The organism is Streptomyces sp. NPDC030021, assembly GCF_055574035.1.
In genome coordinates this window covers 564,788-589,374 of record NZ_JBVIAH010000001.1, presented here as the reverse complement: position 1 = coordinate 589,374, position 24,587 = coordinate 564,788, and the positions used below count along the sequence as shown (strand labels likewise).

The window sequence follows — 24,587 nt, the reverse complement described above, 5'->3', positions numbered from 1 at the left end:
CGGTAGCGGCCCCGGACGGCCCCTCCCCGATATGGGCCGGTCGGGTGCTCGACCGGCCCGGAGGGGATGGGGTACGGCCTGAGCGGGCACGTGCAGACCATGGCCCTCGAACATCCCGCGAAGAAGGGCGGCCAGGGGCGGCTCGGACGATTCGAGAAGCTGGCGGAGCTGGCCTCGAACTTCACCAGCTCGCCCGCCTTCTCCGTGTTCTGCGTCCTGCTGGTGGCCGGCTTCGTCGTGGTCCACGTGCTCCACCTGGACACGAGCTGGCAGCACCTGATGGGTGACGCGATGGCCGCGGTCGCCCTGCTGCTCCTGGCCCTGCTCAAGAACTCCGAGCGCAGGGCCGAGCACGCGATCCAGGTCAAGCTCGACGCCATCGCCGCCGTCCTCCTGGAGCAGTACGAGGGCGAGCCGGGCCGCGCACACGAGGAGCTGGCCAAGGCCATCGGGATCGAGGAGGGCAAGTAGCGCGGGCACCCCCAGGGGTGCCCTGCTCCCTTGGGCCGAGCGGACCCCGGAACGGGCGCTTTCGAGTGACCCGCCGCGCGGGCCTCGGCCATGGGCGCCCGGATCTCCCCGACCATCTCAGGCGGCCGGTCATCTTCCGGCCACGGGCCGCCGACCAGGCCGGGTACCGCGCACGCGCGGCTCCGGGCCGCCGCTGGGAGATCACTTGTACGTCCTGCTCGTGGCGAGCGCGTTCAACAGCCTCACGCAGCGAGTCCACGCCGAGCTGCGCGACCACGGCCACCACGTCGCGGTCGAACTCGCCCTGCCCGGTGCCTCCCTGGCCGACGCCGTACGCGGCCACCGCCCCGACCTCGTGCTCGCCCCGATGCTGCGCACCGCCATCCCCGAGGAGGTCTGGGCCGCCCACACCTGCCTGGTCGTCCACCCCGGGCCGGTCGGTGACCGCGGCCCCTCCTCCCTCGACCGGGCCGTCCAGGACGGCGAGCCCCGGTGGGGGGTGACGGTCCTGCAGGCCAACGCGGAGATGGACGCCGGCGACGTCTGGGCGAGCGTCGAGTGCCCCCTGCCACCGGTCGGCAAGAGCGACTTCTACCGCGGCGAGATCGCCGACGCCGCGCTGGAGGCCGTCCTGCTCGCGGTGGAACGGTTCGCCTCCGGTACGTACACCCCGCAGCCCCAGGCGGGCGGCCACGCCCGGCCGCTCCTGCGCCAGGAGGACCGCCGGATCGACTGGGAGAGCGACACCACCGAGGACGTCCTGCGCGCGCTGCGCGCCGCCGACTCGCAGCCCGGCGTACGCGACGACCTGCTCGGCGGCGAGTGGTACCTGCACGGCGGGCACCGTGAGGAGCACCTGCGCGGCCGCCCCGGCGAGCTGCTGGCCACCCGGAACGGGGCGCTCTGCCGGGCCACGGCCGACGGGGCCGTCTGGATCCCGGAACTGCGCGCCCGCCGCCTGCCGGGGGGAGGCCCGCCCGTCCCCAGGCTCCCCGCCACGCTCGTGCTCGCGGACCGGCTGCCCCCGCTTCCCGAGGTCCCCGCGCCGCCGCACAGCGGTCCCCACCGTCCCGCCTGGTCGGACATCGGCTACCACGAGGAGGGCCAGGCCGGCTTCCTGTCGTTCTCCTTCCCCGGCGGCGCGATGAGCACCGCGCACTGCCGCCGCCTGCTGGACGCCTACCGGACCGCCCGCACCCGTCCCACCGCCGTCCTGGTGCTGGGCGGCGGCCGCGACTTCTTCTCCAACGGCATCCACCTCGGCGTCATCGAGGCCGCGGCCGACCCGGCCGAGGAGTCCTGGGCCAACATCAACGCCATGAACGACCTGGTCGAGGCGGTGCTGACTACCACCGACCGGCTCGTGGTCAGCGCGCTGGGCGGCAACGCCGCCGCCGGAGGAGCCATGCTCGCCCTCGCCGCCGACGAGGTCTGGTGCCGTTCGGGCGTCGTCCTGAACCCGCACTACCGCCTGATGGGCCTGCACGGCTCCGAGTACTGGACGTACACCCTGCCCCGTCGCGTCGGCCCCGCACTCGCGCACCGCCTCACCAGCGAGGCCCTCCCGCTGAGCGCCGCCGCCGCCCACGGGCTCGGACTGGTCGACCGCACGGTCCCCTGCCCGCCCGCGGACTTCGCCCGCGAGACGCAGCGCCTCGCGGTCCGGCTCGCCGCCCTGCCCGCCACCGCCTCCCGGATCGCCGCGAAGAAGGCCGCGCGCGAGCGCGACGAGGCCGTCCGGCCGCTCGCCGCCCACCGCGAGGCCGAGCTGGCCCTGATGCGGCGGACCTTCTTCGACCCCGACGCCCCCTACCACGCCCTGCGCCGCGCCTTCGTCCGCAAGGAGCGCCCGGCCGCCACCCCGCTCCACCTGAGCGGGTCGGCCGTCAGGCCGCGCGCCGTCACTGGACTGGCCGCACCTGACGCGGCGCCCGGGCCGGACTGCTGTTAGCAAGAAAGGTGTGGGTGAGGCAGGCCGCCTCCCCCAGCCCCTTCCCGATCACCTCCCCGAGGAGCCGTCCCATGGCCACTGCGACTAAGGACACGGTCGAGGACCCGCTGATCCACATTCTCTGGATCAACGCGGGTCTGAGCTGCGACGGTGACTCCGTTTCCCTGACGGCCGCGATGCAGCCGAGCATCGAGGAGATCGTGACCGGCGTGCTGCCCGGTCTGCCGAAGATCGCCGTGCACTGGCCGCTGATCGACTTCGAGTGCGGCCCGGTCGGCGGCGCCGACACGTTCATCGAGTGGTTCTTCAAGGGCGAGCGGGGCGAGATCGATCCGTTCGTCCTGGTGGTCGAGGGCTCGATCCCGAACGAGAAGATCAAGCCCGAGGGCTACTGGTGCGGCTTCGGCGACGACCCCGAGACCGGTCAGCCCATCACCACCAGCGAGTGGATCGACCGGCTGGCCCCCAAGGCCCTCGCCGTCGTGGCCATCGGCACCTGCGCCACGTACGGCGGCATCCACGCCATGGAGGGCAACCCGACGGGCGCCATGGGCGTGCCCGACTACCTGGGCTGGGACTGGACCTCGAAGGCCGGCATCCCGATCGTGTGCGTGCCGGGCTGTCCGATCCAGCCCGACAACTTCTCGGAGACCCTGACCTACCTGCTCTACCAGGCGGCCGGCTCCGCCCCGATGATCCCCCTCGACGACAAGCTGCGCCCGACCTGGCTCTTCGGGGCCACCGTCCACGAGGGCTGCGACCGCGCCGGCTACTACGAGCAGGGCGAGTTCGCCGAGACCTACGACTCGCCGAAGTGCCTGGTCAAGCTCGGCTGCTGGGGCCCCGTCGTCAAGTGCAACGTCCCCAAGCGCGGCTGGATGAACGGCATCGGCGGCTGCCCGAACGTCGGCGGCATCTGCATCGCCTGCACGATGCCCGGCTTCCCCGACAAGTTCATGCCGTTCATGGACGAACCCCCCGGTGCCAAGGTCTCCACGAAGGCGAGCAGCGCGTACGGCGCGCTGATCCGCAGGCTCCGGTCGGTCACCGCCCACACCGTGGACGAGGAACCGAAGTGGAGGCAGACCGGCCGCAGCCTGACCACGGGCTACCGCCCGCCCTGGTGACGGCCCCGGGATCCCACGTAAGCACCCCCCAACTCCAGCTCTCCGCACCGAAGAAGGGTCACGGCAGAAACGATGACACCGAAGACGAAGGCGGCCGCAGACGGCAGCGGCCTGGTGGAGATGGCCTGGGATCCGATCACCCGGATCGTGGGCAGTCTCGGCATCCACACGAAGATCGACTTCAAGCAGAAGCGGGTCGCGGAGTGCTACAGCACCTCGTCGGTCTTCCGCGGCTACAGCGTCTTCATGCGCGGCAAGGACCCCCGCGACGCGCACTTCATCACCAGCCGCATCTGCGGCATCTGCGGTGACAACCACGCCACCTGCTCGGTGTACGCGCAGAACATGGCCTACGGGGTGAAGCCGCCCCACCTCGCCGAGTGGATCATCAACCTGGGCGAGTCCGCGGAGTACATGTTCGACCACAACATCTTCCAGGAGAACCTGGTCGGGGTCGACTACTGCGAGAAGATGGTCCGCGAGACCAACCCGGGCGTCCTGGAGCTCGCCGAGCGCACCCCCGCCCCGCACGCCGGCGAGCACGGCTACAAGACCATCGCCGACATCATGCGCTCCCTCAACCCCATCGAGGGCGAGTTCTACCGCGAGGCGCTCCAGGTCTCCCGCTACACGCGCGAGATGTTCTGCCTGATGGAGGGCCGCCACGTGCACCCCTCCACCCTCTACCCGGGCGGCGTCGGCACCATCGCCTCCGTCCAGCTCTTCACGGACTACATGAGCCGCCTCATGCGGTACTGCGAGTTCATGAAGAAGGTCGTCCCCCTCCACGACGACCTGTTCGACTTCTTCTACGAGGCTCTGCCCGGCTACGAGGAGGTCGGCCGCCGCCGCGTCCTGCTCGGCTGCTGGGGCGCCCTCAACGACCCCGAGTACTGCGACTTCACGTACGCCAACATGACCGACTGGGGACGGAAGATGTTCGTCACCCCGGGCGTGATCGTCGACGGCAAACTGGTCACCAACGACCTCACCGAGATCAACCTCGGCATCCGCATCCTGCTCGGCAGCTCGTACTACGACGACTGGCAGGGCCAGGAGCAGTTCGTCACCCACGACCCGCTCGGCAACCCGGTCGACCCGCGCCACCCGTGGAACCAGCACACCATCCCGGCCCCGCAGAAGCGGAACTTCGACGACAAGTACAGCTGGGTCATGTCGCCCCGCTGGTTCGACGGCAAGGACCACCTGGCCCTGGACACCGGCGGCGGCCCCATCGCCCGCCTGTGGTCCACCGCCCTGTCGGGCCTGGTCCACACCGACTACGTGCAGGCCACCGGTCACAGCGTCGTGATCACCCTGCCGCGCACGATGACCAAGCCCGAGACCCGCTTCGAGTGGAAGATCCCGCAGTGGAGCAACGCGCTGGAACGCAACCGCGCGCGCACCTACTTCCAGGCCTACGCGGCCGCCATCGCCCTGCACTGCGCCGAGAAGGGCCTCGCCGAGGTCCGCGCCGGGCGCACCCAGACCTGGGAGAAGTTCGAGGTCCCGGACGAGGGGCTCGGCGTCGGCTTCACCGAGGCCGTGCGCGGTGTCCTCTCGCACCACATGGTGATCCGCGACGGGAAGATCGCCAACTACCACCCGTACCCGCCGACCCCGTGGAACGCCAGCACCCGCGACACCTTCGGCACGCCCGGCCCCTACGAGGACGCCGTGCAGAACACCCCGATCTTCGAGGAGAACACCCCGGAGAACTTCAAGGGCATCGACATCATGCGGGCCGTCCGCAGCTTCGACCCCTGTCTGCCCTGCGGAGTCCACATGTACGTCGGCGGCGGCAAGACGGTCAAGACGATGCACGTGCCCACCGGTCTGAGCGGACTGGGCGGATGAGGGCCGCGATCGACGGCCCCCAGGCCGGGCGCCGGGTCGAGGAGGTGCTCGACCGGCTCGCCGCCACCGGCGACCGGGCGGCGTGCGCGGCGGCGGAGGAACTGGTGCGCGTCCTCATGGACTTCTACGGCGCCGGGCTCGCCCGGATCGTCGAGAAGGTCGGGGACGGGCCGCTGAAGGCGGTCTGCGACGACGAACTCGTGGCGAGCCTGCTCTCCCTGCACGGCCTGCACCCCGAGGACGTGCACACCCGCATCGCCCGCGCCCTGGCCGCCCACGGCGAACCGGTGGAACTGCTCGGCTTCGACGCGGACACCGGCGTCCTGCGGCTGCGCCCCGCCGCCGCATCCACCGGCTGCGGCTGCGGGTCGGGCTCCGGTGGCGGCAGCGACGCCGGGCGGACGCTGGAGGACGCCCTGGCCTGCTTCGCCCCCGAGGTGACGAGCGTGGAGCGGGAGCCCGCCGCGGCCCCCGCCCCCGCCCTGCTGCAGATCGGCACCCGGCCCCCGAGCCCGGCGCGGGTGCCGTGAGCGGGCCCGGTCTCCTCCACGACGGCCCGCGCGCCCCGCGCGGGCTGCGCCGGTTCGCGGGCCCGCGCCCGCCCCGGCCCGAGACCTGCGAACTGTGCGGGGTCGCCGTGCCCCAGGACGGCCACCGCCACCTGGTGCAGACCGAACAGCGCGCGCTGATCTGCGCCTGCACCGCCTGCGCCCTGCTGTTCGACCGGCCCGGCGCGGGCACCGGACGCCTGCGGACCGTACCGGACCGCTACCTCACCGACCCCGTCCACCGGCTCGACGACGGCGCGTGGGAACTCCTCCAGATCCCGGTCGGCGTCGCGTTCTTCTTCCGCAACGCCGCCCTCGACCGGCTGGTCGCCCTCTACCCGAGCCCGGCCGGAGCCACCGAGAGCGAGCTCGACCCCGAGACCTGGCAGACCGTACTCGGCAGCGGCCGGCTGTCCGCGCTCCTCGAACCCGACGTCGAGGCGCTGCTGCTGCGCCGCTCGGAGGGCCGCACCGACTGCTACCTGGTCCCGATCGACATCTGCTACGAGCTGGTGGGGCGGATGCGGCTGCTGTGGCAGGGATTCGACGGCGGGGCGGAGGCCCGGGCCGCGCTGAAGACCTTCTTCGAGCAGGTGGAACGGCGGGCCAGGGCCCTGCCCCGGACGGCGGACGAGGACACGGACGAGGGCGGGATCCGATGACGGAATTCGCCTTCACGTGCACCGGGGTGCGCGCCGACCCGTACGCCGCCGGCCCCACCCTCGTCTTCCGGCTGCGGATCACCGCGGCCGGCGGTGCCCGGGTGCACGCCATCGCCCTGCGCTGCCAGATCCGCATCGAACCGGCCCGGCGCGGCTACGGACCCGCCGAGGCGGACGGGCTCGCGGACCTGTTCGGCGAGCGCTCCCGCTGGGGCAACACCCTCCAGCCCGTGCAGTTCGCCCAGGTCTCCGTCATGGTCCCGAGCTTCACCGGGGAGACCGAGACCGACCTGGTCGTGCCCTGCACCTACGACATGGACATCGCCGCCACCCGGTACTTCGAAGCCCTGGCGGAGGGCGAGGTACCGCTGCTGATGCTGTTCTCCGGCACCGCCTTCACCGGTGACGCCGGCTTCCGCGTCGAGCCGGTGCCCTGGGACCGCGAAGCCGCGTACCGGATGCCCGTGGCCGTGTGGCGCGAGATGGTCGAACAGCACTTCCCCGGCTGCGGCTGGCTCCGGCTGCCCCGCGACACCATGGACGAGCTGCTCGCCTTCCGCTCCCGTCACGCCCTCGCCTCGTGGGAGTCGACCGTACGGGCCCTGCTCGACGCGGCCGCCCCGCCGCAGCCGCAGGACCCACCGGGTCCCGTCCGGCTGGGCGCGATCCTGCCGCGCCTCACCGAGAGGGCGGCTCCGTGACCACGACCACCACCCACCACGCCGACTCCCACTCCCGCTTCGCGGTCGCCCGGCAGGTGGCCGACGCGGTCCTGCTGGAGGGGTACGTGCTCTACCCCTACCGGGCCTCGGCGGCGAAGAACCGGCTGCGCTGGCAGTTCGGTGTCCTCGTGCCCCCGGCCTGGGGCCGCGCGCACGAGGAGCACGTCTTCCAGCAGACCGAGATCCTGATGGAACCGCGGGGCGCGGCGACCCTCGCCCTGGAGCTGCGCTTCCTGCACGCGCAGCGGCGTACGGTCGAACAGGCCGCGGACGACGGCGGTTTCACCGAGGTCGCCGAGCTGCACCTGGCCGACCGGGTCCTCGTCCCCTGGGACGAGGGCACCGAGGAACGGGTCGAGGTGACCGTCCCCGTCGCCGAGCTGCTGGGCGAGGACGGCGTCACCTTCCCCTTCCACCGCCCCGCCCGCGTCGACACCGAGCCCGTCCAGGACGCCGGCGGGCACGCCGTGGGCCGCCTGGTGCGCCGTACCGAGGAGATCGAGGGGGTGCTGCGGCTGCGTGCCACCGAACTCCCCGGCGCCTACCGGGTGTTCCGACTCCGGGCCGTGGTGGAGAACACCAGCCCGTGGACCCCGCCGCCCGGGGCCGGACCCGCTGACCGCGAGGCCGCACTGCCCCACTCGCTGGTCGCCGCCCACCTCCTGCTGGGCCTGGACTCCGGATCGTTCCTGTCCATGACCGACCCGCCCGAATGGGCCGGGCAGGCCGTGGCCGCCTGCGAGAACCGGCACACCTGGCCGGTGCTCGCGGGCGAACCCGGCCGCGCCGACGTGGTCCTGTCCTCCCCGATCATCCTGGAGGACCATCCCGCCATCGCCCCCGAGAGCGTCGGCGCCATGTACGACGCCACCGAGATCGACGAGATCCTCGCCCTGCGCACGGCCGCCCTGACCGAGCAGGAGAAGCGCGAGGCCCGCGGCACCGACGCCCGGGCGGCCGCCGTGATCGACCTCGCCGAATCGATGCCCCCCGAGGTGCTGGAGCGGCTGCACGGCGCCGTACGCGCCCTGCGCGAGGTCACCGGCCCCGAGCAGCCGCCGCTCATCGCGGAACTCCCCTCCGAGGACGTGGTGTTCCGGCCCGACACCCCCTGGTGGGACCCGGCCCGGGCGGACACCGCGGACCCGGCCCGCGACCGGATCGCGATCGACGGAGCCTCCGTGGGCCCCGGCAGCCGCGTTCTGCTCCGCCCCGGACTGCGGCGCACCGACGCCCAGGACCTGTTCCTCCAGGGCCGCACCGCGCTGGTCGAGGCCGTGCTGCACGACGTCGACGGGGGAGTGCACCTCGCCGTCACCGTGGAGGACGACCCCGGCGCGGACATCCGGCGGGAACAGGGCAGGTTCCTCTACTTCCAGCCCGACGAGGTCACCCCCCTGGAGGACGCGTGAACGACCGGGTCCTGATCGCGGGCATCGGCAACGTCTTCCTCGGCGACGACGGCTTCGGCGTCGAGACCGTGCGGGCGCTGGCCGAGCATCCCCTGCCCGACGGGGTCGAGGTGGTGGACTTCGGAGTGCGCGGCGTCCACCTCGCCTACCAGCTCCTCGACGGCTACGACACACTCCTGCTGGTCGACGCCACCACACGCGGCGGCGAGCCGGGCACGCTCTACCTCATCGAGGCCGACGGCGGCGCGGACCTGCAGCCGGCCGGCGACGGGGCGCCGCCGCCCGTCCTCGACGGCCACCACATGTCCCCCGACGCCGTCCTCGCACTGCTGGACACCCTGTGCGCCGGGACCGGAGCCACCCCGCCGCGGCGCACGCTGGTGCTCGGCTGCGAACCGGCCGGTGTCGAGGAGGGCATCGGACTGAGCGCACCCGTGGCAGCCGCCGTACCGGAGGCCGTACGCACGGCCCTGGACCTGATCCACGGCCGGACCCACGACGAAACCGACCGGCCCCGCCGCGAACTGAGGAGAACCCCATGAAGAAGGCCTTGATCGGCGGGGCCGCGGCCGCCGCCCTCACCGCCGTCCTGCTGCAGATGCTCCCCGACCTCCGGCGCTACCTGCGCATGCGCCGGATGTGACACCGCCGCGGGAGCGGCCACGGGCGCCCGTACGCACCCGGGCGCCCGAATGGCGTACGGGGCGCGCCGCGCACCGGCGTGCCCGACCGCACGGACCCCGTCCCGCCGGTTCAATGAGCCCCGGCAGGACGGAGTCCGATGCACGAGATGTCGATCGCCATGGCCGTCGTGGGCCAGGTGGAAGAGGCGGCCCGGGCGGGCGGCGCACAGGCCGTCACCTCCGTACGGCTGCGGGTGGGTGAGCTGGCGGGGGTGGTCCCCGACGCGCTGGCCTTCTGTTTCGAACTGGCCTGCGCCGGAACGGTCCTCGAAGGCGCCGAACTCCTCACGGAGTCCGTGACGGCCCGCGCCCGCTGCGGCTCCTGCCCCGGCACCGGCACCTGGGTGGTGGGCATGCCCCCCGAACTGTGCTGCCCCGGATGCGGCAGGGCCACCGACGTGGAACTGCTGTCGGGCCGTGAGCTGGAGATCCTCAGCGTGCGCTGGGAAGACGGCCCCGCCGGTGCCCGTACCCGCGAACCGATTCCCGAGGAGGCCTGAACCATGTGCCGAGTGGTCGATCTGCGGCAGGCGGTGCTCGCCAAGAACGACGAAGCCGCCCAGGTCCTGCGCACCGGACTCACCGCCCGCGGTACGACGGTGGTCAATCTGCTCTCCAGCCCCGGCAGCGGCAAGACGGCGCTGCTGGAGCGCGAACTGCTCCTCGCACGCGAGCGGGGCGTGGCCGTGGCCGCGCTGACGGCCGACCTGGCCACCGAGAACGACGCGGTACGGCTGGCCCGTTCGGGCGTACCGGTCAAGCAGGTCCTCACCGACGGGCTGTGCCACCTGGAAGCCGCGATGCTCGGCCGGCACCTGGACGGCTGGCTGCCCGAGGACACCCGGCTGCTGTTCGTGGAGAACGTGGGCAACCTGGTCTGCCCGGCCGGCTACGACCTCGGGGAATCGCTGCGGGTGGTGCTCGCCTCGGTGACCGAGGGCGAGGACAAGCCGCTGAAGTATCCGACCGCCTTCGGACTGGCCCAGCTGGTGGTGGTCACCAAGACCGACATCGCGCGAGCCGTCGAGTTCGACGAGGCGGCCTTCCGCGCCAACGTCGAGCAGGTCAATCCCGGTGTGGAGGTGGTGCTCACCTCGGCGCGCGCGGGTGAGGGCCTGGGCGTCCTGCTCGACCGGGCGCTGGCGGCCGGGGCCGGGACGGGCACGCACACGCCGGTGATGGCCCGCCGGCAGCGCGCGCACGGCCTCGGACATGACCGCGGTCACGACCACGACCACGACCACGAGCATGAACACGAGCATGAACACGACCACGACCACGAGCACGACCACGAGCACGAGCACGACCACGAGCACCCGCACCCGCACGTCCACACGGTCGCGCAGACCCGCTGATGGAAGCGGTGCAGCGGCGCCGGGTCACCGTCCGGGGCGTGGTCCAGGGAGTCGGCTTCCGGCCCTACGTCTACACCCGCGCGACCGGGCTGGGCCTGGCCGGGCACGTCACCAACACCTCCGAGGGCGTCGTCGCGGAGGTCGAGGGCGCCCCGGCGGCGGTGTCGCGGTTCTGCGAACGGCTCGCGGCGGACGCACCCCCGCTGGCCGTCGTCGACGCCGTCGACCACTGGGAGGTCCCCGTCGCGGGCGGCACCGGATTCACCATCATCGCCTCCCGGACCGGCGGCCCCGCCCGCACGCTGGTCTCCCCGGACGTGGCCACCTGCGCCGACTGCCTCACCGAACTGGCCGACCCGGCCGACCGGCGCCACCGGCACCCCTTCATCACCTGCACCCACTGCGGGCCGCGCTTCACCATCGTCACCGGGCTGCCCTACGACCGCGCCCACACCACCATGGCCTCCTTCCCCATGTGCCCCGGCTGCGCCCGGGAGTACGCGGATCCGGCCGACCGCCGCTTCCACGCCCAGCCGGTCGCCTGCCCGGCCTGCGGCCCCCGCCTCAGGCTGCTCACTGGGCGGCCGCCCCGCGAGAGCACCGGCCCGGACCCCGTCGCCGAGGCCCGCGGGCTCCTGGCGGCCGGCGCGATCCTCGCCGTCAAGGGCCTGGGCGGCTACCACCTGGCCTGCGACGCCGCCCACCCGGGCGCCGTCGCCGAGCTGCGCCGGCGCAAGGCCCGCGGGGACAAGCCCTTCGCCCTGATGGCCAGGGACCTCGCCGACGCCGAGCGGTACGCGCACATCGGCCCCGAGGAACGGGAGCTGCTCACGGGCGCCGTACGGCCCATCGTGCTGCTCCGCCGCCGCGCCGGTGCAGGCGGCCCGGACGGGGTCGCGCCCGGCTGTCCGGACCTCGGCGTGATGCTCCCGTACACCCCTGTCCACCACCTGCTGCTCGGCCTGCCCGGGGACCCCCCGGGGCCCCGGCTGCTCGTCATGACCAGCGGGAACCTCGCGGGGGAGCCCATCGTCACCGACGACGCCGAGGCCCTGGACCGGCTCGCCGCCCTCGCCGACGCCTGGCTCACGCACGACCGCCCCATCCACGTGCCGTGCGACGACTCCGTGGTGCGGGTGTGCGACGGCGAGACGCTGACCGTACGCCGCTCGCGCGGGTACGCCCCGCTCCCGCTGACCCTGCCGGTGCCCGTCCCCGCGAGCCTCGCCGCAGGCGGGGACCTGAAGAACACCTTCTGCCTCGGCGAAGGGCGCCAGGCCTGGCTGTCCGCCCACATCGGCGACATGGACGACCTCGCCACCCAGTACGCCCTCGAAGGCGCCGAGCGGCAGCTGGAGTCCATCACCGGCGTCACCCCCGTGCTCCTCGCCGCCGACCGGCACCCCGGCTACCGCTCCGCCCGGTGGGCGCAGCGCGCCGCGGGCGCCCGGCCGCTCGTCCGCGTCCAGCACCACCACGCGCACATCGCCTCCACCCTGGCGGAGCACGGCCGGGGCGCCGGCCGCCCGGTGATCGGGGTCGCCTTCGACGGCACCGGCTACGGCGACGACGGCGCCGTGTGGGGCGGTGAGGTCCTCCTCGCCGACTACGCCGGGTTCACCCGGTTCGCCCACCTGGCCTACGTCCCGCTGCCGGGCGGCGACGCGGCCGTGCACCGCCCGTACCGCATGGCGCTGTCCCATCTGCGGGCCGCAGGCATCGACCGGACCCCGGAGCTGCCCTGCACGGCGGCCTGTCCGCCGGGAGAACTCGCGCTGCTGGAGCGTCAGCTGGAACGGGGTCTGAACTGTGCCCCGACCTCCAGCATGGGCCGCCTCTTCGACGCCGTCTCCTCCCTGGCCGGGATCTGCCACGTCGCCGGCTACGAGGCGCAGGCCGCCATCGAACTGGAGGGCGCGGCCCTGGGCGTGAGCGAAGCCGACCCCGGACCCGGCTACACCTTCGGCCTGCACGAGGCGCCCGGCCCCGACGGCGGGCCGGTCACCGCCGATCCGGCGCCCGTACTGGCCGCCGTGGTGGCCGACGTCCGCGCCGGCACGGACCCGGCGCTGATCGCCGCCCGCTTCCACACCTCCGTCGCCGCCCTCGTCGCCACGCTCTGCGCGCTCGCGCGCGAGCGGCACGGCCTGGACACCGTCGCACTGACCGGCGGGGTCTTCGCCAACACCCTGCTCTCCTCGGCGTGCGCCCGGCGCCTGCGCGCGGCCGGATTCACCGTCCTGCGGCACGGCCGGGTCCCCCCGAACGACGGCGGACTGGCCCTCGGCCAGCTCATGGTGGCCGCCGCGCACCACACCCCCTGACACCCCCCTGACACACCCACAGCAAGGAGAAACCCATGTGCCTGGCGGTGCCCGGCAGAGTGCTCGACATCGGGGAGAAGGACGGCACCCGCATGGCCACCGTCGACTTCGGCGGTGTGCAGAAGGAGGTGTGCCTGGAGTATCTGCCGGACCTCCAGGTGGGCGAGTACGCCATCGTCCACGTGGGCTTCGCCCTGCAGCGCCTCGACGAGGAGTCGGCCAAGCAGACCCTCGAACTCTTCGCGCAACTCGGCATGCTCCAGGAGGAGTTCGGCGACCCGTGGGAACAGGCCGCCGCGGCCGGCGGTGAGCCCTGGCCCTTCACCGACGATCCCGGTCCCGAACCCGGGCCCGCGCCCGCCCTCGCCGCACCGCAGGAGGAAGTCCAGCCGTGAAGTACATCGAGGAGTTCCAGGACCCCGACCTCGCCCGCCGGCTGCTCGACGACATCCACGCCACCGTGACCCGGCCCTGGGCCCTGATGGAGGTCTGCGGCGGCCAGACTCACACCATCATCCGGCACGGGATCGATCAACTGCTGCCGGAGCAGGTGGAGTTGATCCACGGCCCGGGCTGTCCGGTGTGCGTCACCCCGCTGGAGGTCATCGACAAGGCGCTGGAGATCGCCTCCCGCCCCGATGTGATCTTCTGTTCCTTCGGGGACATGCTCCGGGTGCCCGGGACCGGCCGCGACCTGTTCCAGGTGCGCAGCGAGGGCGGCGACGTACGCGTCGTCTACTCCCCGCTCGACGCCCTGCGGATCGCCCAGGAGAACCCGAAGCGCCAGGTGGTCTTCTTCGGCATCGGCTTCGAGACCACGGCGCCGCCCAACGCCATGACGGTCCACCAGGCGAAGAAGCTGGGCATCCCCAACTTCAGCCTGCTGGTCTCCCACGTCCGGGTGCCCCCGGCGATCGAGGCGATCATGCAGTCGCCGAGCTGCCGGGTCCAGGGCTTCCTCGCCGCCGGGCACGTGTGCAGCGTCATGGGCGTGCGCGAGTACCCCGAACTGGCCGCGCGCCACCGGGTGCCGATCGTGGTGACGGGCTTCGAACCGCTGGACATCCTGGAGGGCGTACGCCGGGCCGTACGGCAGCTGGAGCGCGGCGAGCACACCGTCGACAACGCCTACGCGCGCGCCGTCCGCCCCGAAGGCAACCCCGCCGCCCTCGCCATGCTGGAGGACGTCTTTGAGGTCACCGACCGGGCCTGGCGGGGCATCGGCGTCATCCCCGGCAGCGGCTGGCGGCTGTCGGAGCGCTACCGCGACTTCGACGCCGAACACCGCTTCTCGGTCACCGGCATCAACACCCGTGAACCGGCCGAGTGCCGCAGCGGCGAGGTGCTCCAGGGGCTGCTGAAACCGCACGAGTGCGAGGCCTTCGGCACGCTGTGCACCCCGCGCAGCCCGCTCGGCGCCACCATGGTCTCCAGCGAGGGCGCCTGCGCCGCGTACTACCTCTACCGGCGGCTGGAGCTGGGGACCGTGCCCGCCGCCAAGATCGCCAAGACCGCCGCGACCGCCCCGACGGCCCCGACCGCCGCGCTGGAGGCGAGCCCCGTTGTCTGACACCGCACTCGACATCACGGGCTGGACCTGCCCGGCCCCGCTCCGCGACCGCCCCCGTGTGGTCATGGGCCACGGCGGCGGGGGCGCACTCTCCGCCGAGCTGGTCCAGCACCTCTTCGCCCCCGCCTTCGGCGGCGACGTGCTCGCCCAGCTCGGCGACTCCGCGGCCGTCTCCCTGGGCGGGGTCCGGCTGGCCTTCTCCACCGACTCCTACGTGGTGCGGCCGCTGTTCTTCCCCGGCGGCTCCATCGGCGACCTCGCGGTCAACGGCACGGTCAACGACCTGGCCATGAGCGGAGCCGAAGCGGCCTACCTCTCCTGCGGGTTCATCCTGGAGGAGGGCGTCGAGATGCCGGTGGTGGCGCGCGTGGCCGAGGCCATGGGCGCCGCCGCGCGGGCCGCAGGCGTGGAGGTCGCGACCGGCGACACCAAGGTGGTGGAAGCGGGCCACGGGGACGGCATCTACATCAACACCGCGGGCATCGGGATCATCCCCGACGGGGTGGACCTGCGCCCGCAGCGCGTCGTACCCGGTGACGTCGTCATCGTCAGCGGCGAGATCGGGCTCCACGGCGTGGCGATCATGAGTGTCCGCGAGGGGCTCGAATTCGGCGTGGACATCCAGAGCGACTGCGCGGCCCTGGGCGGCCTCGTACGGAGCATGCTCGCGGTCACCCCGGACCTCCACGTCCTGCGCGACCCCACCCGGGGCGGCCTGGCGGCCTCCCTGAACGAGATCGCGGCCGCCTCGGGCACCGGTGTCGTGATCCACGAGGGCCGCGTCCCGGTCCCCGCCGCCGTCGCGAACGCCTGCGCGATCCTCGGGCTCGACCCGCTCTACGTGGCCAACGAGGGCAAGCTGGTCGCCTTCGTGCCCCGCGAGCACGCCGACGCCGTCCTCGACGCCATGCGCGCCCACCCGCTGGGCCGCCACGCGACCGTGATCGGTGAGGCCGTCGACGCCCACCCGGGCCTGGTCGTGGCCCGCACCGCCCTCGGCGGCACCCGCGTGGTCGACCTGCCGATCGGGGAGCAGCTGCCGCGCATCTGCTGACCGGCGCGACCGGCGCCCGAGATGGGTGCCGGCCCCGATGTGCGGTGGCGGTGGGCCGGGTGATGCTGGGGGTGCCCGCAGCATCCCTTCCCGGCCACCGCCGGGAGGCGCCGCCACTGCTTCGAGAGGACGCCCCGGACGCCGGACACCCCGGGCGTCCCGACGGCGTTGACGTGGAGCGGCTCGTGCCCTCGGCAGTGCACCCGCTCTCCTTCACCCTGGCCCGGCCGACGGAAAGGAGCGGGGTCATGCCGCGATCCGAGGATGTGAGGACCACCGGCCCCGGAGCCCGGCCCGGGCCCCGGCCCGCGCACGGACCCGGGCCCCGGCCCCGTACGTACCGCCGGGCGGGCGCCTGGCTGGCCGTGGCCCTGGGGGTCTGGGCCGCGGTGGCCGGGGCCACCCTGCCCAACGGGCTCGTGCTCGCGGCCGGCCTGGTCGTGGCCGCGCTGGCGGTGAACCGCCTGGGCGCGGAGCCCCGTACGCCCCGTCGGGCGAAGCCGGTGGCACCTCCCTGACGGCTAGGCCGTCTCTTCCGGATCTTGCCGGGCCCGGCCCGCCCGGCAAGATCCGGAAGAGACGGCCTACGGCCGCCCGGCGGGATCCTGGTCGGGAGCCGGCTCCGCAGCGGCCCCGGCCTCCGGGGACCGCGCGGGGGAGGGCACGGCCGCGAGCAGCGGGGTGTGCACGGCGCGCCGCCCCCGCAACCGGGCGGCCAGCGGCTCGGTGTACCGGGCGGTGAGCGGCCCGATCACCACGAGGATCAGCACGTACGCGGTGGCCAGCGGCCCGAGGGCCGGTTCGATGCCTGCGGTGACGGCGAGACCGGCGATGACGATCGAGAACTCCCCGCGGGCGACGAGGGTACCGCCGGCCCGCCAGCGGCCCTTGACCCCGACCCCGGCGCGCTTCGCGGCCCAGTACCCGGTGGCGATCTTCGTGCCGGCGGTCACCAGGGCCAGCGCGAGCGCCGGCAGCAGCACGGGCGGGATGCTGGCCGGGTCGGTGTGCAGGCCGAAGAAGACGAAGAACACCGCGGCGAACAGGTCCCGGAGCGGGCTGAGCAGGGTGTGCGTACCCTCGGCCACCTCACCGGACAGGGCGATGCCGACCAGGAACGCGCCGACCGCGGCGGAGACCTGCAACTGCTGGGCGATGCCCGCGACCAGCAGGGTCAGGCCGAGGACGACCAGGAGCAGCTTCTCCGGGTCGTCGCTGGAGACGAACCGGGAGATGAGCCGGCCGTAGCGCACGGCCACGAACAGCACCGCGCCCGCCACGCCGAGGGCGATCGCCAGGGTCAGGCTGCCGGCCGCGAGGCCGACCCCGGCCAGCAGTGCGGTGACGATGGGCAGGTAGACGGCCATGGCCAGGTCTTCCAGGACCAGGACGCTGAGGACGACCGGGGTCTCGCGGTTGCCGAGCCGCCCGAGGTCCCCCATCACCTTGGCGATGACGCCGGAGGAGGAGATCCAGGTGACCCCCGCCAGGACCACGGCGGCCACCGGCCCCCAGCCCATCAGCAGCGCGGCGACCGCGCCGGGTACGGCGTTGAGGGTGAAGTCGACCAGCCCGGCCGGGTACTGGGTCTTGAGATGGGAGACCAGGTCGGTGGCCGTGTACTCCAGCCCCAGCATCAGCAGCAGCAGGATGACGCCGATCTCGGCGCCGATCGCCACGAACTCCTCGCTCGCGCCCATGGGCAGCAGCCCGCCCGTTCCGAAGGCGAGACCGGCCAGCAGGTACAGGGGTATCGGGGAGAAGCGGAAGCGCCCGGCGAGTCTGCCCAGCAGACCCAGGCCCAGGATGATCGCACCGAACTCGATCAGGAAGACGGCGGAGTGCACAGGCGGTCACTCCCGTCCGAGTATGGAGGCGGCCGCGTCGACGCCTTCGCGGGTGCCGATCACGATGAGCGTGTCCCCGCCGGCGAGGCGGAAGTCGGGCGCGGGGGAGGGGCGGGCCTCGGCCCGCCGCAGCACCGCCACGATCGAGACCCCGGTCTCCGTCCGCATCCGGGTCTCGCCCAGCAGCCGGCCGTTCCAGTACGAGTGCGCGGACAGCTCGATGCGCTCGGCGACCAGCCCGAGGTCGGTGGTGTGCAGGAGGCTGGGGCTGTGGTGCGCGGGCATCAGGGCGTCGATCAGCGCGTCGGTCTCCGCCCCGGAAAGGTGCAGCGACTGGGCGCACGCGTCGGGATCGTCCGCACGGTAGACGTTCACCGTACGGGAGCCGTCGCGGTGGGCGATCACCGACAGGTGGCGCCGCTCGCGGGTGGTGAGGTCGTACTGGACCCCGATGCCGGGCAGTGGCGTGGTGCTCATCCGTGGAGCAGGCACAGCTCTGTCCCCCCTTGCTTCGTGTTCGGCGGTGGTGCGGCGCGGCGTCGGCGCAGGGCAGCTTCCGGCTGCCGCGCGGGCTCATGGTGCCATCTCGCGCAGGGGGCGGGATATGGGTGTCGGCACGGATGGACAAGGCCCCCGGCACACGACAGGCTGAGGCGGGGACACCGGTCCCACCGCAGGTCACCGCAGGTGCGGGAGTGCATCGGCGGGGATAGTGGAAGCGAGCGGTCCGCCGGAGCGGCGGACCCCGGAACGAGGGGAGGGACGCCCGTGTCGCTGTACTGGCGGATCTTCCTGCTCAACGCGGCCGTCCTCGTCACCGCCGTCCTGCTGCTGCTCGGCCCGGTCACCGTCTCCACCCCGGTCCTCTTCGGCGAGGCCGTGGTGCTGCTCGCCGGGCTGGCCGCCATGCTGATCGCCAACGCCGCCCTGCTCCGGATCGGCCTGGCCCCGCTCGGCCGGCTGACCCGCGCGATGAGCGCGGTCGACCTGCTGCGCCCCGGCGGCCGGGCACGGGTGGAGGGCCCCGCCGAAGTGGCCGAGCTGACCACCTCCTTCAACGCCATGCTGGGCCGGCTGGAGGCCGAGCGGGCCGGCAGCAGCGCCCGCGCCCTCTCCGCACAGGAAGCCGAACGACGGCGCATCGCCCAGGAGCTCCACGACGAGGTCGGCCAGACCCTCACCGCGGTCCTGCTCCAGCTCAAGCACGCCGCCGACCGCGCCCCGGCCCCCTTGCGGGAGGAGCTCCGCCAGGTGCAGGAGACGACCCGCACCAGCCTGGACGAGATCCGCCGCATCGCCCGCAGGCTGCGCCCGGGGGTCCTGGAGGAGCTCGGGCTGCACAGTGCCGTGCGCGCGCTGACGGCCGAGTTCACCAGCGGATCGCTGACCGTGCGGCATGTCATCGGCCCCCAGGTGCCCCCGCTGGACGAAGCGGCCGAGCTCGTCGTCTACCGGGTCGCCCAGGAGGCCCTGACCAACGCCGCCCGCCACGCGGGCGCGAGCGAGGTCGAGGTGCACCTGTCGGGCCGGACCGGCGGGGCGGTCCGGTTGCTGGTACGGGACGACGGCCACGGCATCGGCCCCGCCGGCGAGGGCGCGGGGATCCAGGGCATGCGGGAACGGGCCCTGCTGATCGGCGCGGACCTCACCATCGGCAGCGGCCCGCAGGGCGGCACCGACGTACGGCTGGACGTGCCCGCCGTCACCACGGCCACCACCGCGACCACGGGGGGCACGAGTTGACCACATCCAGGAGGCCGCCGACCCGTGTCCTGCTCGCCGACGACCACGCCCTCGTACGGCGCGGGGTCCGGCTCATCCTCGACGCCGAGCCGGACCTGACGGTGGTCGCCGAGGCCGGGGACGGGGCGGAGGCCGTCGCACTGGCCCGTACCCGGGAGGTGGACCTCGCCGTCCTCGACGTGGCCATGCCCCGGATGACCGGACTGCAGGCCGCACGGGAACTCTCGCGGCTGCGGCCGGAGCTGCGCATCCTCATCCTGACCATGTACGACAACGAGCAGTACTTCTTCGAGGCGCTCAAGGCCGGGGCCGCCGGCTACGTCCCCAAGTCGGTCGCCGACCGCGATCTGGTCGAGGCGTGCCGGGCGGCGATCCGGGACGAGCCGTTCATCTATCCCGGGGCCGAGACCACCCTCATCCGCAACTACCTGGACCGGGCCCGCCAGGGCGATCCGCTGCCCGCCCGGGCGGTCACCGAGCGCGAGGAGGAGATCCTCAAGCTCGTCGCGGAAGGCCACTCCTCGAAGGAGATCGGCGACCTCCTCGTCATCAGCGCCAAGACCGTGGAGCGCCACCGGGCCAACCTGCTCCAGAAGCTGGGCATGCGCGACCGGCTGGAGCTGACCCGGTACGCGATCCGGGTCGGGCTCATCGAGCCGTAGGGGGCAAGGTCCTCGGCGTGAACACGACGCCAGGGGGAGTGGATCGGGTTCCTGCCCGCTCGGCGCGGCCGAGCTCGCCGCGCGGAATCGGCGGGGGTTGCGGGGCTCAGGCCGGTGCGTTGGTGTCGTAGAAGGCGCGGGCGGCGAGGCCGATCCACTCGGGGCGTTCCCAGGAAGGCCAGCGGGTACGGGCGTTCCTGTCGATGGCGGCGGCCGTGTCGTCGGCGGTGCTGCCGCACTCGCGCAGCCGTAGGGCCTCGTCGCGGACGTAGGTGAGGTAGTCGCGGACGTCGTGGATGAGCGAGGCGTCGGTGACCTCGCCGTGGCCGGGAACGACGGTCTGCGGGGCGAGTGCGGCGAGGTCGTCGAGCACGCCGATCCAGCCCTCGCCGTCCACGTCGGTGTCGTGGGGCGGGAAGTACGGCGCGATCGGGAAGATGCGGGTCTCCAGCAGATCCCCGGCGAACAGCACCCGGCCGTCCACAAGGACGATCTGGTCGGAGCCGGTGTGCGCGGGACCGACCTCGCGCAGCAGCACGGTACGGCCGCCGAGGTCGATCTCGGCCTCGCCCTCGTAGACCAGATCGGGGTCGACCAGTTCGACTCCTTCGAGTTCGGCGGCGACCGCAGGGCTCAGGCCCTTGAACATGCCGAGATAGCCGGCTCCCTTGCGCCGCAGTTCGGCGCGCTGGCCGCTGTTGTAGACGATCGTGGCGGCGCCCTTGAACGCCTGCGCGCCGAAGCCGTGCTCAGGATGGAAGTGGGTGAGGGTCAGGTACAGGCGGCGGTCGTCGGCCAGGCGCCGGGCCTGCTCCAGCACCAGCGCGCCGTTGCGAGGGCCGATGCCGGTGTCGATGACCAGCGCGGCCCTCTCCCCGAGGACGATGCCGATGTTGGGGACCAACTCGACGCGGTGGTCCGGGATGACGAAAACGCCCTCGGACACCTCGACGGGAGATCCCGTTACGACGGGCGGGGGGCTCTGCAAGACATCCGGCGCGCCGTCGGAGCCGAGAGGCGTGGGGTCGGTGGGGCACATGGCGCAACTCCCGATCATCTGAACAGTGTTGAGATTCCGGCCCGAGCGTAACATCCAATCTGAACACCGCTAAGATGGGGGCATGGCGAAGGAGCGGTATCACCACGGGGACCTGAGCGGCGCGCTGCTCGACGCGGCGGAGACCCTCGTACGAGAGCGGGGTGCCGACGGCTGGTCACTGCGTGAGGCATCGGCGCGGGTCGGTGTCAGCCCCAGCGCCGCCTACCACCACTTCGGCTCGCGTGACGCACTCGTATCCGCCCTGTCCGAGGTCGTGCTGGCCCGGCTGGGGAATCGCCTGCGCGACACCATGGACGCGGCGCCGGAGCAGGGTCCCGAACGTCTCGCCGCATGCGGGCGCGCCTATGTCACCTGGGCCGTCGAGGACCCGGCCGTCGCCCGGCTCGTCTTCCGCGGCGGCGCCACAACGGCGCAGTCCGCCATCTCACCCCACCCGCACGACGTGCTCACCACCGAACTCGACCGTCTGACCGACACGGGCCACCTGCCCGCGGGAGCCCGCCCGGGCGCTGAATTCGTGGTCTGGGCCGCCATCCACGGCCTGGCTGTCCTGCTCATCGACGGTCTCGTACACATCGACGACCGGCAAGGCGTCGAACGCCTGACCGAACGTCTGGTCTTCGCCACCTTCAACGGCCTGGCGCGGGAAACCGCCCCTGAGCCGGACCGGCCCGTGCCCACCACCACGCACACGCGGCGCCTCACCCAGAGCCCGGCCCCCGGCCCGGCACCACACGCGTCCTCACCCTGAAGGCCCACGGAAGGCCGCAGGCCGGAAGGGCCGCCCCCGGAGGCACGGGCAGTCCCGCAAGGGCGGCGCACCGCTGGACGCCACGCCGACAGCGAGCCGGGCGACCTGCGCAGACGCGTCCGGTCCCCGGCTCCCAGCCACCGCACACATCACTCGATCACCCCGAGGTCGGCACACTGCGGTCGAACGGCGACCTCCTGCTCGTGCCCGAGGACGTCACGCGGCCCATTGGCGTCCTACTCCGCTACCCCGTCGTACCTGAGGATCTGAACACGTATCCGATTTGGTCCCGATGCCGTGGGGTGAGGAGCCTGGTGTCTCAGCGGAACGCGGCGACATTGCGGGCGGCCCAGTCGGCGAAGGGGCGCGGGGCGCGGCCGAGGGCCTGCTGGACGTCCGGGCTGACACGCAGTTCGGCCGGGCTCGGGGAGCCGAGGATGTCCAGGGTGTCGTCGGCGAGTTCCGCCGGCATGCTCTGGGCCATGGCGGCCTTCGCCTCCTCACGGGTGAGCTCGTGAAATCTGATGGGCGAGCCCAGCGCGGCGGCGATGGCCTCCGCCTGCTGGCGCGGAGTGATCACTTCCGGGCCGGTCAACTCGTAGACACCGCCGGTGTGCCGGTCGTCCAGCAGGCAGGCCGCCGCCACTGCGGCGATGTCCGCCGGGTCGATGATCGGCACCCCGACGTCGCCGAAGGGCGCCGCAACCACCCGCTGCGCGCGGACGGACTCGGCCCACCACAGGGCGTTGGAGGCGAAGCCACCCGGCCGCAGGACGGTCCACTCCAGGCCGGACTCCCGCAGCGTGTTCTCCAGCGCGCGCATCGCGATCCGCGTCGGGCCGAAGGGCCTGGTCACCACGCCCAGCGTGGAGAGCAGGACGATCCGGCGGACCCCGCCGGCCGCGGCTTCGCCGATGATGTCGGCAGGGCTGGCTCCAGCGGCGTGCAGGTCGCCGGACAGCAGCAGGAACAGCGCCTTCGCCCCGGCCAGCACAGGCCTGAGGCCGGACGGCTCGGCCAGGTCGGCCACGACGTGAACGGCCCCCTCCGGCACCGCCGCCGTATGCCGTGAAACGGCCGTCACCTGCCGGCCCGCCTCGGTCAGCGCCTGCGTCAGCGGCCGCCCGATATTCCCGGTAGCCCCGGTCACCACGATCATGATCAGCTCCTTGTCGGATGTTGTCCGTGGCCTTGACGCTAGGAGTAAGGGCTAACTTTTGGTAAGGACATACCTCTGGGTAAGCTCATCACATGACCGAAAGCGCGCAGCTCACCCAGACCGGCCCGGAGAAGAGCCGTGACGTGTTTCACACCGACTGCGCCGCGCGCGATGTGGTCGACCACGTGACCAGCAGGTGGGGGGTCTGGGTGCTGATCGCCTTGCGGAGCAACAACCTCCGGTTCTACGAGCTGCGTGACAGCATCCAGGGCATCAGCGAGAAGATGCTTGCGCAGACCCTTCGCGCGCTGGTCCAGGACGGCCTGGTCTGGCGGGAGGTCGAGCCGACGACGCCGCCCCAGGTCACCTACGGGCTGACCGATTTCGGCCGGGACATCGGCGAACCGCTGACGGAACTGTTCGACCGGATCACACGTCGGCTGCCGCCGCGCAGCGAATAGCGCGGGAGTAGCCGGAGCCTCCGCGACACGATCAACGCCCAGTGGTCCACCTGCGGCAACGTCCGTCAACTCACCTCGACCTGCTGCAAGATCAACGATCAGACAGGCCTTAGCAGGCCGCCGCCCGCACCCCACCCTCGTAGCTGCGAGGTGGTGCCACCCGGGCCCCGACCCCCAGCATGGCGCGGGAGACCGCCCGTCCGGGCGCCGTCCACAGGGGCCGGGAGGGGAAAACGTGCTGCGGTATCCGAGCAGGCTGCGGGCGGTGGTGCTGATGTGCCTGGCGGGACTGGTGCTGGCGGGTACGCCCGCGCCTGCCTCCGCCTCGGCCTCCGCGCCCGGGCCCGCCTCCGCCCCGGCTGCGGCGAAGCCGCTGTTCCAGCTGCCGTTCCCGTGCGGAACCACCTGGCAGCTGAACACCTGGGGCCACGATCCGGCGCTGGACATCGTGGTGGAGGGCAACACCGGCTCCGACGGACTGCCCGTCCAGCCGTCCGCCGCCGGCACGGTGTCCGCCACGTACTGGACCAACGGCTCGGGCAACACCATCCAGATCAACCACGGCAACGGCTGGTTCACGGCGTACTACCACCTGAAGGACGACCCGGCGGCCTACGTCAGGAAGGGCGACACCGTCCAGCCGTCCACGCGGATCGGCCGGATCGGCACCTCGGGCGCCTCCGAGTGGTCCCACCTGCACTACGAGCAGCGCTACCTGGCCTCGGGCGACTTCACCGACGAGAGCCACCGCGTCCCGGTCCACTTCGACGGGGTCGAGTACTCGGGAGCCGCCAAGGAGTGGCCGAGCGTCACCAGCCGCAACTGCGCCGGCACACCGCCCCCCGCCTGGCAGGACTGCCCGCCCGGCTACGTCTGCTTCTACTCGGGGGCGGACGGCACGGGCACCGTCTGCCGCTCCGCGACCGACGAGCCCCGGAGCACGTGCGGGCTGCGCAGGTCCTTCTTCAACAACGGGACGGTGCAGCCGGGTTACGACCACGTGCAGGTGTACTTCCGGGAGGGAGGCAGCGCCTGCCTGCACCGCGGCTGGGACGAGGGGCGCGGAAACCTTCCCGCCGGGGGCCGGACGATCGAGCGCTTCCAGTGGCGAGGGGAGTGCTGAAGACAAGCCATTGTTGCGGGAACGATTGATTCCGCTGGCTAACCT

Annotated in this window: 26 protein-coding genes; 22 read left to right on the top strand and 4 right to left on the bottom strand. The window is 72.9% G+C overall.

Going from position 1 to position 24,587, the window contains the following annotated elements; all coding sequences use genetic code 11:
* Nucleotides 1–66: 66 nt before the first annotated feature.
* From ACZ4YL_RS02570 to ACZ4YL_RS02490, 17 genes are all read left to right on the top strand, one after another.
* Nucleotides 67–471 carry a low affinity iron permease family protein gene (locus ACZ4YL_RS02570; protein WP_468113374.1) on the top strand — a complete coding sequence of 135 codons (405 nt, stop codon included), beginning with the start codon at nucleotides 67–69 and terminating at the stop codon, nucleotides 469–471.
* A gap of 205 nt (nucleotides 472–676) precedes the next feature.
* Entirely contained in the window at nucleotides 677–2,422 is a 1,746-nt protein-coding gene (locus tag ACZ4YL_RS02565) for an enoyl-CoA hydratase-related protein (RefSeq protein WP_468113373.1), read from the top strand.
* A gap of 71 nt (nucleotides 2,423–2,493) precedes the next feature.
* Nucleotides 2,494–3,549: an NADH-quinone oxidoreductase subunit B family protein gene (locus ACZ4YL_RS02560; protein WP_468113372.1), complete on the top strand. Its 1,056-nt coding sequence runs from the start codon at nucleotides 2,494–2,496 to the stop codon at nucleotides 3,547–3,549.
* Nucleotides 3,550–3,621: 72 nt separating this feature from the next.
* Nucleotides 3,622–5,406, top strand: a complete 1,785-nt coding sequence (locus ACZ4YL_RS02555) for a nickel-dependent hydrogenase large subunit (protein ID WP_468113371.1) — start codon at nucleotides 3,622–3,624, stop codon at nucleotides 5,404–5,406.
* On the top strand, nucleotides 5,403–5,936 hold the full coding sequence (locus ACZ4YL_RS02550; protein ID WP_468113370.1) for a hypothetical protein: 534 nt from the start codon (nucleotides 5,403–5,405) through the stop codon (nucleotides 5,934–5,936). The genes ACZ4YL_RS02555 and ACZ4YL_RS02550 overlap by 4 nt, the downstream gene beginning before the upstream one ends.
* A complete protein-coding gene (locus ACZ4YL_RS02545) occupies nucleotides 5,933–6,616 on the top strand; it encodes a DUF5947 family protein (RefSeq protein WP_468113369.1) in 684 nt (227 codons plus the stop codon). Before ACZ4YL_RS02550 ends, ACZ4YL_RS02545 begins: the two co-directional genes overlap by 4 nt.
* A complete protein-coding gene (locus ACZ4YL_RS02540) occupies nucleotides 6,613–7,317 on the top strand; it encodes a DUF6084 family protein (RefSeq protein WP_468113368.1) in 705 nt (234 codons plus the stop codon). Before ACZ4YL_RS02545 ends, ACZ4YL_RS02540 begins: the two co-directional genes overlap by 4 nt.
* The gene (locus tag ACZ4YL_RS02535) at nucleotides 7,314–8,750 is read left to right on the top strand and encodes a hypothetical protein (RefSeq protein WP_468113367.1); all 1,437 of its coding nucleotides are present in this window, start codon (nucleotides 7,314–7,316) and stop codon (nucleotides 8,748–8,750) included. The genes ACZ4YL_RS02540 and ACZ4YL_RS02535 overlap by 4 nt, the downstream gene beginning before the upstream one ends.
* Nucleotides 8,747–9,292 carry a hydrogenase maturation protease gene (locus ACZ4YL_RS02530; protein ID WP_468113366.1) on the top strand — a complete coding sequence of 182 codons (546 nt, stop codon included), beginning with the start codon at nucleotides 8,747–8,749 and terminating at the stop codon, nucleotides 9,290–9,292. Before ACZ4YL_RS02535 ends, ACZ4YL_RS02530 begins: the two co-directional genes overlap by 4 nt.
* Nucleotides 9,289–9,393: a DUF6893 family small protein gene (locus ACZ4YL_RS02525; RefSeq protein ID WP_468113365.1), complete on the top strand. Its 105-nt coding sequence runs from the start codon at nucleotides 9,289–9,291 to the stop codon at nucleotides 9,391–9,393. The genes ACZ4YL_RS02530 and ACZ4YL_RS02525 overlap by 4 nt, the downstream gene beginning before the upstream one ends.
* A gap of 138 nt (nucleotides 9,394–9,531) precedes the next feature.
* Nucleotides 9,532–9,933 carry a hydrogenase maturation nickel metallochaperone HypA/HybF gene (locus ACZ4YL_RS02520; RefSeq protein WP_468113364.1) on the top strand — a complete coding sequence of 134 codons (402 nt, stop codon included), beginning with the start codon at nucleotides 9,532–9,534 and terminating at the stop codon, nucleotides 9,931–9,933.
* Nucleotides 9,934–9,936: 3 nt separating this feature from the next.
* Nucleotides 9,937–10,788, top strand: coding sequence for a hydrogenase nickel incorporation protein HypB (gene hypB, locus ACZ4YL_RS02515; RefSeq protein WP_468113363.1), 852 nt, complete (start codon nucleotides 9,937–9,939; stop codon nucleotides 10,786–10,788).
* On the top strand, nucleotides 10,788–13,112 hold the full coding sequence (hypF, locus tag ACZ4YL_RS02510) for a carbamoyltransferase HypF (RefSeq protein WP_468113362.1): 2,325 nt from the start codon (nucleotides 10,788–10,790) through the stop codon (nucleotides 13,110–13,112). Before hypB ends, hypF begins: the two co-directional genes overlap by 1 nt.
* Before the next feature lie 35 nt (nucleotides 13,113–13,147).
* Nucleotides 13,148–13,507 carry a HypC/HybG/HupF family hydrogenase formation chaperone gene (locus ACZ4YL_RS02505; RefSeq protein WP_468113361.1) on the top strand — a complete coding sequence of 120 codons (360 nt, stop codon included), beginning with the start codon at nucleotides 13,148–13,150 and terminating at the stop codon, nucleotides 13,505–13,507.
* Complete coding sequence (hypD, locus tag ACZ4YL_RS02500) at nucleotides 13,504–14,682, top strand: hydrogenase formation protein HypD (RefSeq protein ID WP_468113360.1); 1,179 nt, start codon at nucleotides 13,504–13,506, stop codon at nucleotides 14,680–14,682. The genes ACZ4YL_RS02505 and hypD overlap by 4 nt, the downstream gene beginning before the upstream one ends.
* The gene (gene hypE / locus ACZ4YL_RS02495) at nucleotides 14,675–15,736 is read left to right on the top strand and encodes a hydrogenase expression/formation protein HypE (protein WP_468113359.1); all 1,062 of its coding nucleotides are present in this window, start codon (nucleotides 14,675–14,677) and stop codon (nucleotides 15,734–15,736) included. Before hypD ends, hypE begins: the two co-directional genes overlap by 8 nt.
* Nucleotides 15,737–15,984: 248 nt before the next feature.
* The gene (locus ACZ4YL_RS02490) at nucleotides 15,985–16,254 is read left to right on the top strand and encodes a DUF3040 domain-containing protein (protein WP_468113358.1); all 270 of its coding nucleotides are present in this window, start codon (nucleotides 15,985–15,987) and stop codon (nucleotides 16,252–16,254) included.
* Between the two features lie 66 nt (nucleotides 16,255–16,320).
* Here the strand turns inward: ACZ4YL_RS02490 and ACZ4YL_RS02485 are convergent, their stop codons facing one another.
* Together ACZ4YL_RS02485 and ACZ4YL_RS02480 are read right to left on the bottom strand one after the other, a co-directional pair.
* Complete coding sequence (locus ACZ4YL_RS02485) at nucleotides 16,321–17,583, bottom strand: cation:proton antiporter (RefSeq protein WP_468113357.1); 1,263 nt, start codon at nucleotides 17,581–17,583, stop codon at nucleotides 16,321–16,323.
* A 6-nt stretch (nucleotides 17,584–17,589) separates the two neighbouring features.
* Nucleotides 17,590–18,060, bottom strand: a complete 471-nt coding sequence (locus tag ACZ4YL_RS02480) for a cation:proton antiporter regulatory subunit (RefSeq protein ID WP_468113356.1) — start codon at nucleotides 18,058–18,060, stop codon at nucleotides 17,590–17,592.
* Nucleotides 18,061–18,351: 291 nt separating this feature from the next.
* Between ACZ4YL_RS02480 and ACZ4YL_RS02475 the strand changes: the two genes are divergently transcribed.
* Nucleotides 18,352–19,326 (top strand): sensor histidine kinase, encoded by a 975-nt coding sequence (locus ACZ4YL_RS02475; protein WP_468113355.1) that lies wholly within the window; start codon nucleotides 18,352–18,354, stop codon nucleotides 19,324–19,326.
* Nucleotides 19,323–19,988, top strand: a complete 666-nt coding sequence (locus ACZ4YL_RS02470) for a response regulator (protein ID WP_468113354.1) — start codon at nucleotides 19,323–19,325, stop codon at nucleotides 19,986–19,988. The genes ACZ4YL_RS02475 and ACZ4YL_RS02470 overlap by 4 nt, the downstream gene beginning before the upstream one ends.
* A 106-nt stretch (nucleotides 19,989–20,094) precedes the next feature.
* Here the strand turns inward: ACZ4YL_RS02470 and ACZ4YL_RS02465 are convergent, their stop codons facing one another.
* Entirely contained in the window at nucleotides 20,095–20,934 is an 840-nt protein-coding gene (locus tag ACZ4YL_RS02465; protein WP_468113353.1) for an MBL fold metallo-hydrolase, read from the bottom strand.
* Between the two features lie 175 nt (nucleotides 20,935–21,109).
* Here ACZ4YL_RS02465 and ACZ4YL_RS02460 point away from each other — a divergent pair, with 175 nt between their 5' ends.
* On the top strand, nucleotides 21,110–21,799 hold the full coding sequence (locus ACZ4YL_RS02460; RefSeq protein WP_468113352.1) for a TetR/AcrR family transcriptional regulator: 690 nt from the start codon (nucleotides 21,110–21,112) through the stop codon (nucleotides 21,797–21,799).
* 319 nt (nucleotides 21,800–22,118) lie between these two features.
* Here the strand turns inward: ACZ4YL_RS02460 and ACZ4YL_RS02455 are convergent, their stop codons facing one another.
* A complete protein-coding gene (locus ACZ4YL_RS02455; protein WP_468113351.1) occupies nucleotides 22,119–22,958 on the bottom strand; it encodes an SDR family oxidoreductase in 840 nt (279 codons plus the stop codon).
* 92 nt (nucleotides 22,959–23,050) lie between these two features.
* Between ACZ4YL_RS02455 and ACZ4YL_RS02450 the strand changes: the two genes are divergently transcribed.
* Entirely contained in the window at nucleotides 23,051–23,419 is a 369-nt protein-coding gene (locus tag ACZ4YL_RS02450) for a winged helix-turn-helix transcriptional regulator (RefSeq protein ID WP_468113350.1), read from the top strand.
* Nucleotides 23,420–23,654: 235 nt separating this feature from the next.
* Nucleotides 23,655–24,542, top strand: a complete 888-nt coding sequence (locus ACZ4YL_RS02445) for a peptidoglycan DD-metalloendopeptidase family protein (protein WP_468113349.1) — start codon at nucleotides 23,655–23,657, stop codon at nucleotides 24,540–24,542.
* The last annotated feature ends 45 nt before the right edge of the window (nucleotides 24,543–24,587 follow it).

Bases quoted from the DNA above. Each gene is read 5' to 3' on its own strand.
- ACZ4YL_RS02555 (WP_468113371.1), top strand. From the start codon at position 3,622: ATGACACCGAAGACGAAGGCGGCCGCAGACGGCAGCGGCCTGGTGGAG.
- ACZ4YL_RS02460 (WP_468113352.1), top strand. From the start codon at position 21,110: ATGGCGAAGGAGCGGTATCACCACGGGGACCTGAGCGGCGCGCTGCTC.
- ACZ4YL_RS02480 (WP_468113356.1), bottom strand. From the start codon at position 18,060: ATGAGCACCACGCCACTGCCCGGCATCGGGGTCCAGTACGACCTCACC.
- ACZ4YL_RS02550 (WP_468113370.1), top strand. From the start codon at position 5,403: ATGAGGGCCGCGATCGACGGCCCCCAGGCCGGGCGCCGGGTCGAGGAG.
- ACZ4YL_RS02570 (WP_468113374.1), top strand. From the start codon at position 67: ATGGGGTACGGCCTGAGCGGGCACGTGCAGACCATGGCCCTCGAACAT.
- ACZ4YL_RS02450 (WP_468113350.1), top strand. From the start codon at position 23,051: ATGACCGAAAGCGCGCAGCTCACCCAGACCGGCCCGGAGAAGAGCCGT.
- hypF (WP_468113362.1), top strand. From the start codon at position 10,788: ATGGAAGCGGTGCAGCGGCGCCGGGTCACCGTCCGGGGCGTGGTCCAG.
- ACZ4YL_RS02455 (WP_468113351.1), bottom strand. From the start codon at position 22,958: ATGATCGTGGTGACCGGGGCTACCGGGAATATCGGGCGGCCGCTGACG.
- hypB (WP_468113363.1), top strand. From the start codon at position 9,937: ATGTGCCGAGTGGTCGATCTGCGGCAGGCGGTGCTCGCCAAGAACGAC.
- ACZ4YL_RS02490 (WP_468113358.1), top strand. From the start codon at position 15,985: ATGCCGCGATCCGAGGATGTGAGGACCACCGGCCCCGGAGCCCGGCCC.
- ACZ4YL_RS02560 (WP_468113372.1), top strand. From the start codon at position 2,494: ATGGCCACTGCGACTAAGGACACGGTCGAGGACCCGCTGATCCACATT.
- ACZ4YL_RS02505 (WP_468113361.1), top strand. From the start codon at position 13,148: ATGTGCCTGGCGGTGCCCGGCAGAGTGCTCGACATCGGGGAGAAGGAC.
- ACZ4YL_RS02520 (WP_468113364.1), top strand. From the start codon at position 9,532: ATGCACGAGATGTCGATCGCCATGGCCGTCGTGGGCCAGGTGGAAGAG.
- ACZ4YL_RS02540 (WP_468113368.1), top strand. From the start codon at position 6,613: ATGACGGAATTCGCCTTCACGTGCACCGGGGTGCGCGCCGACCCGTAC.
- ACZ4YL_RS02525 (WP_468113365.1), top strand. From the start codon at position 9,289: ATGAAGAAGGCCTTGATCGGCGGGGCCGCGGCCGCCGCCCTCACCGCC.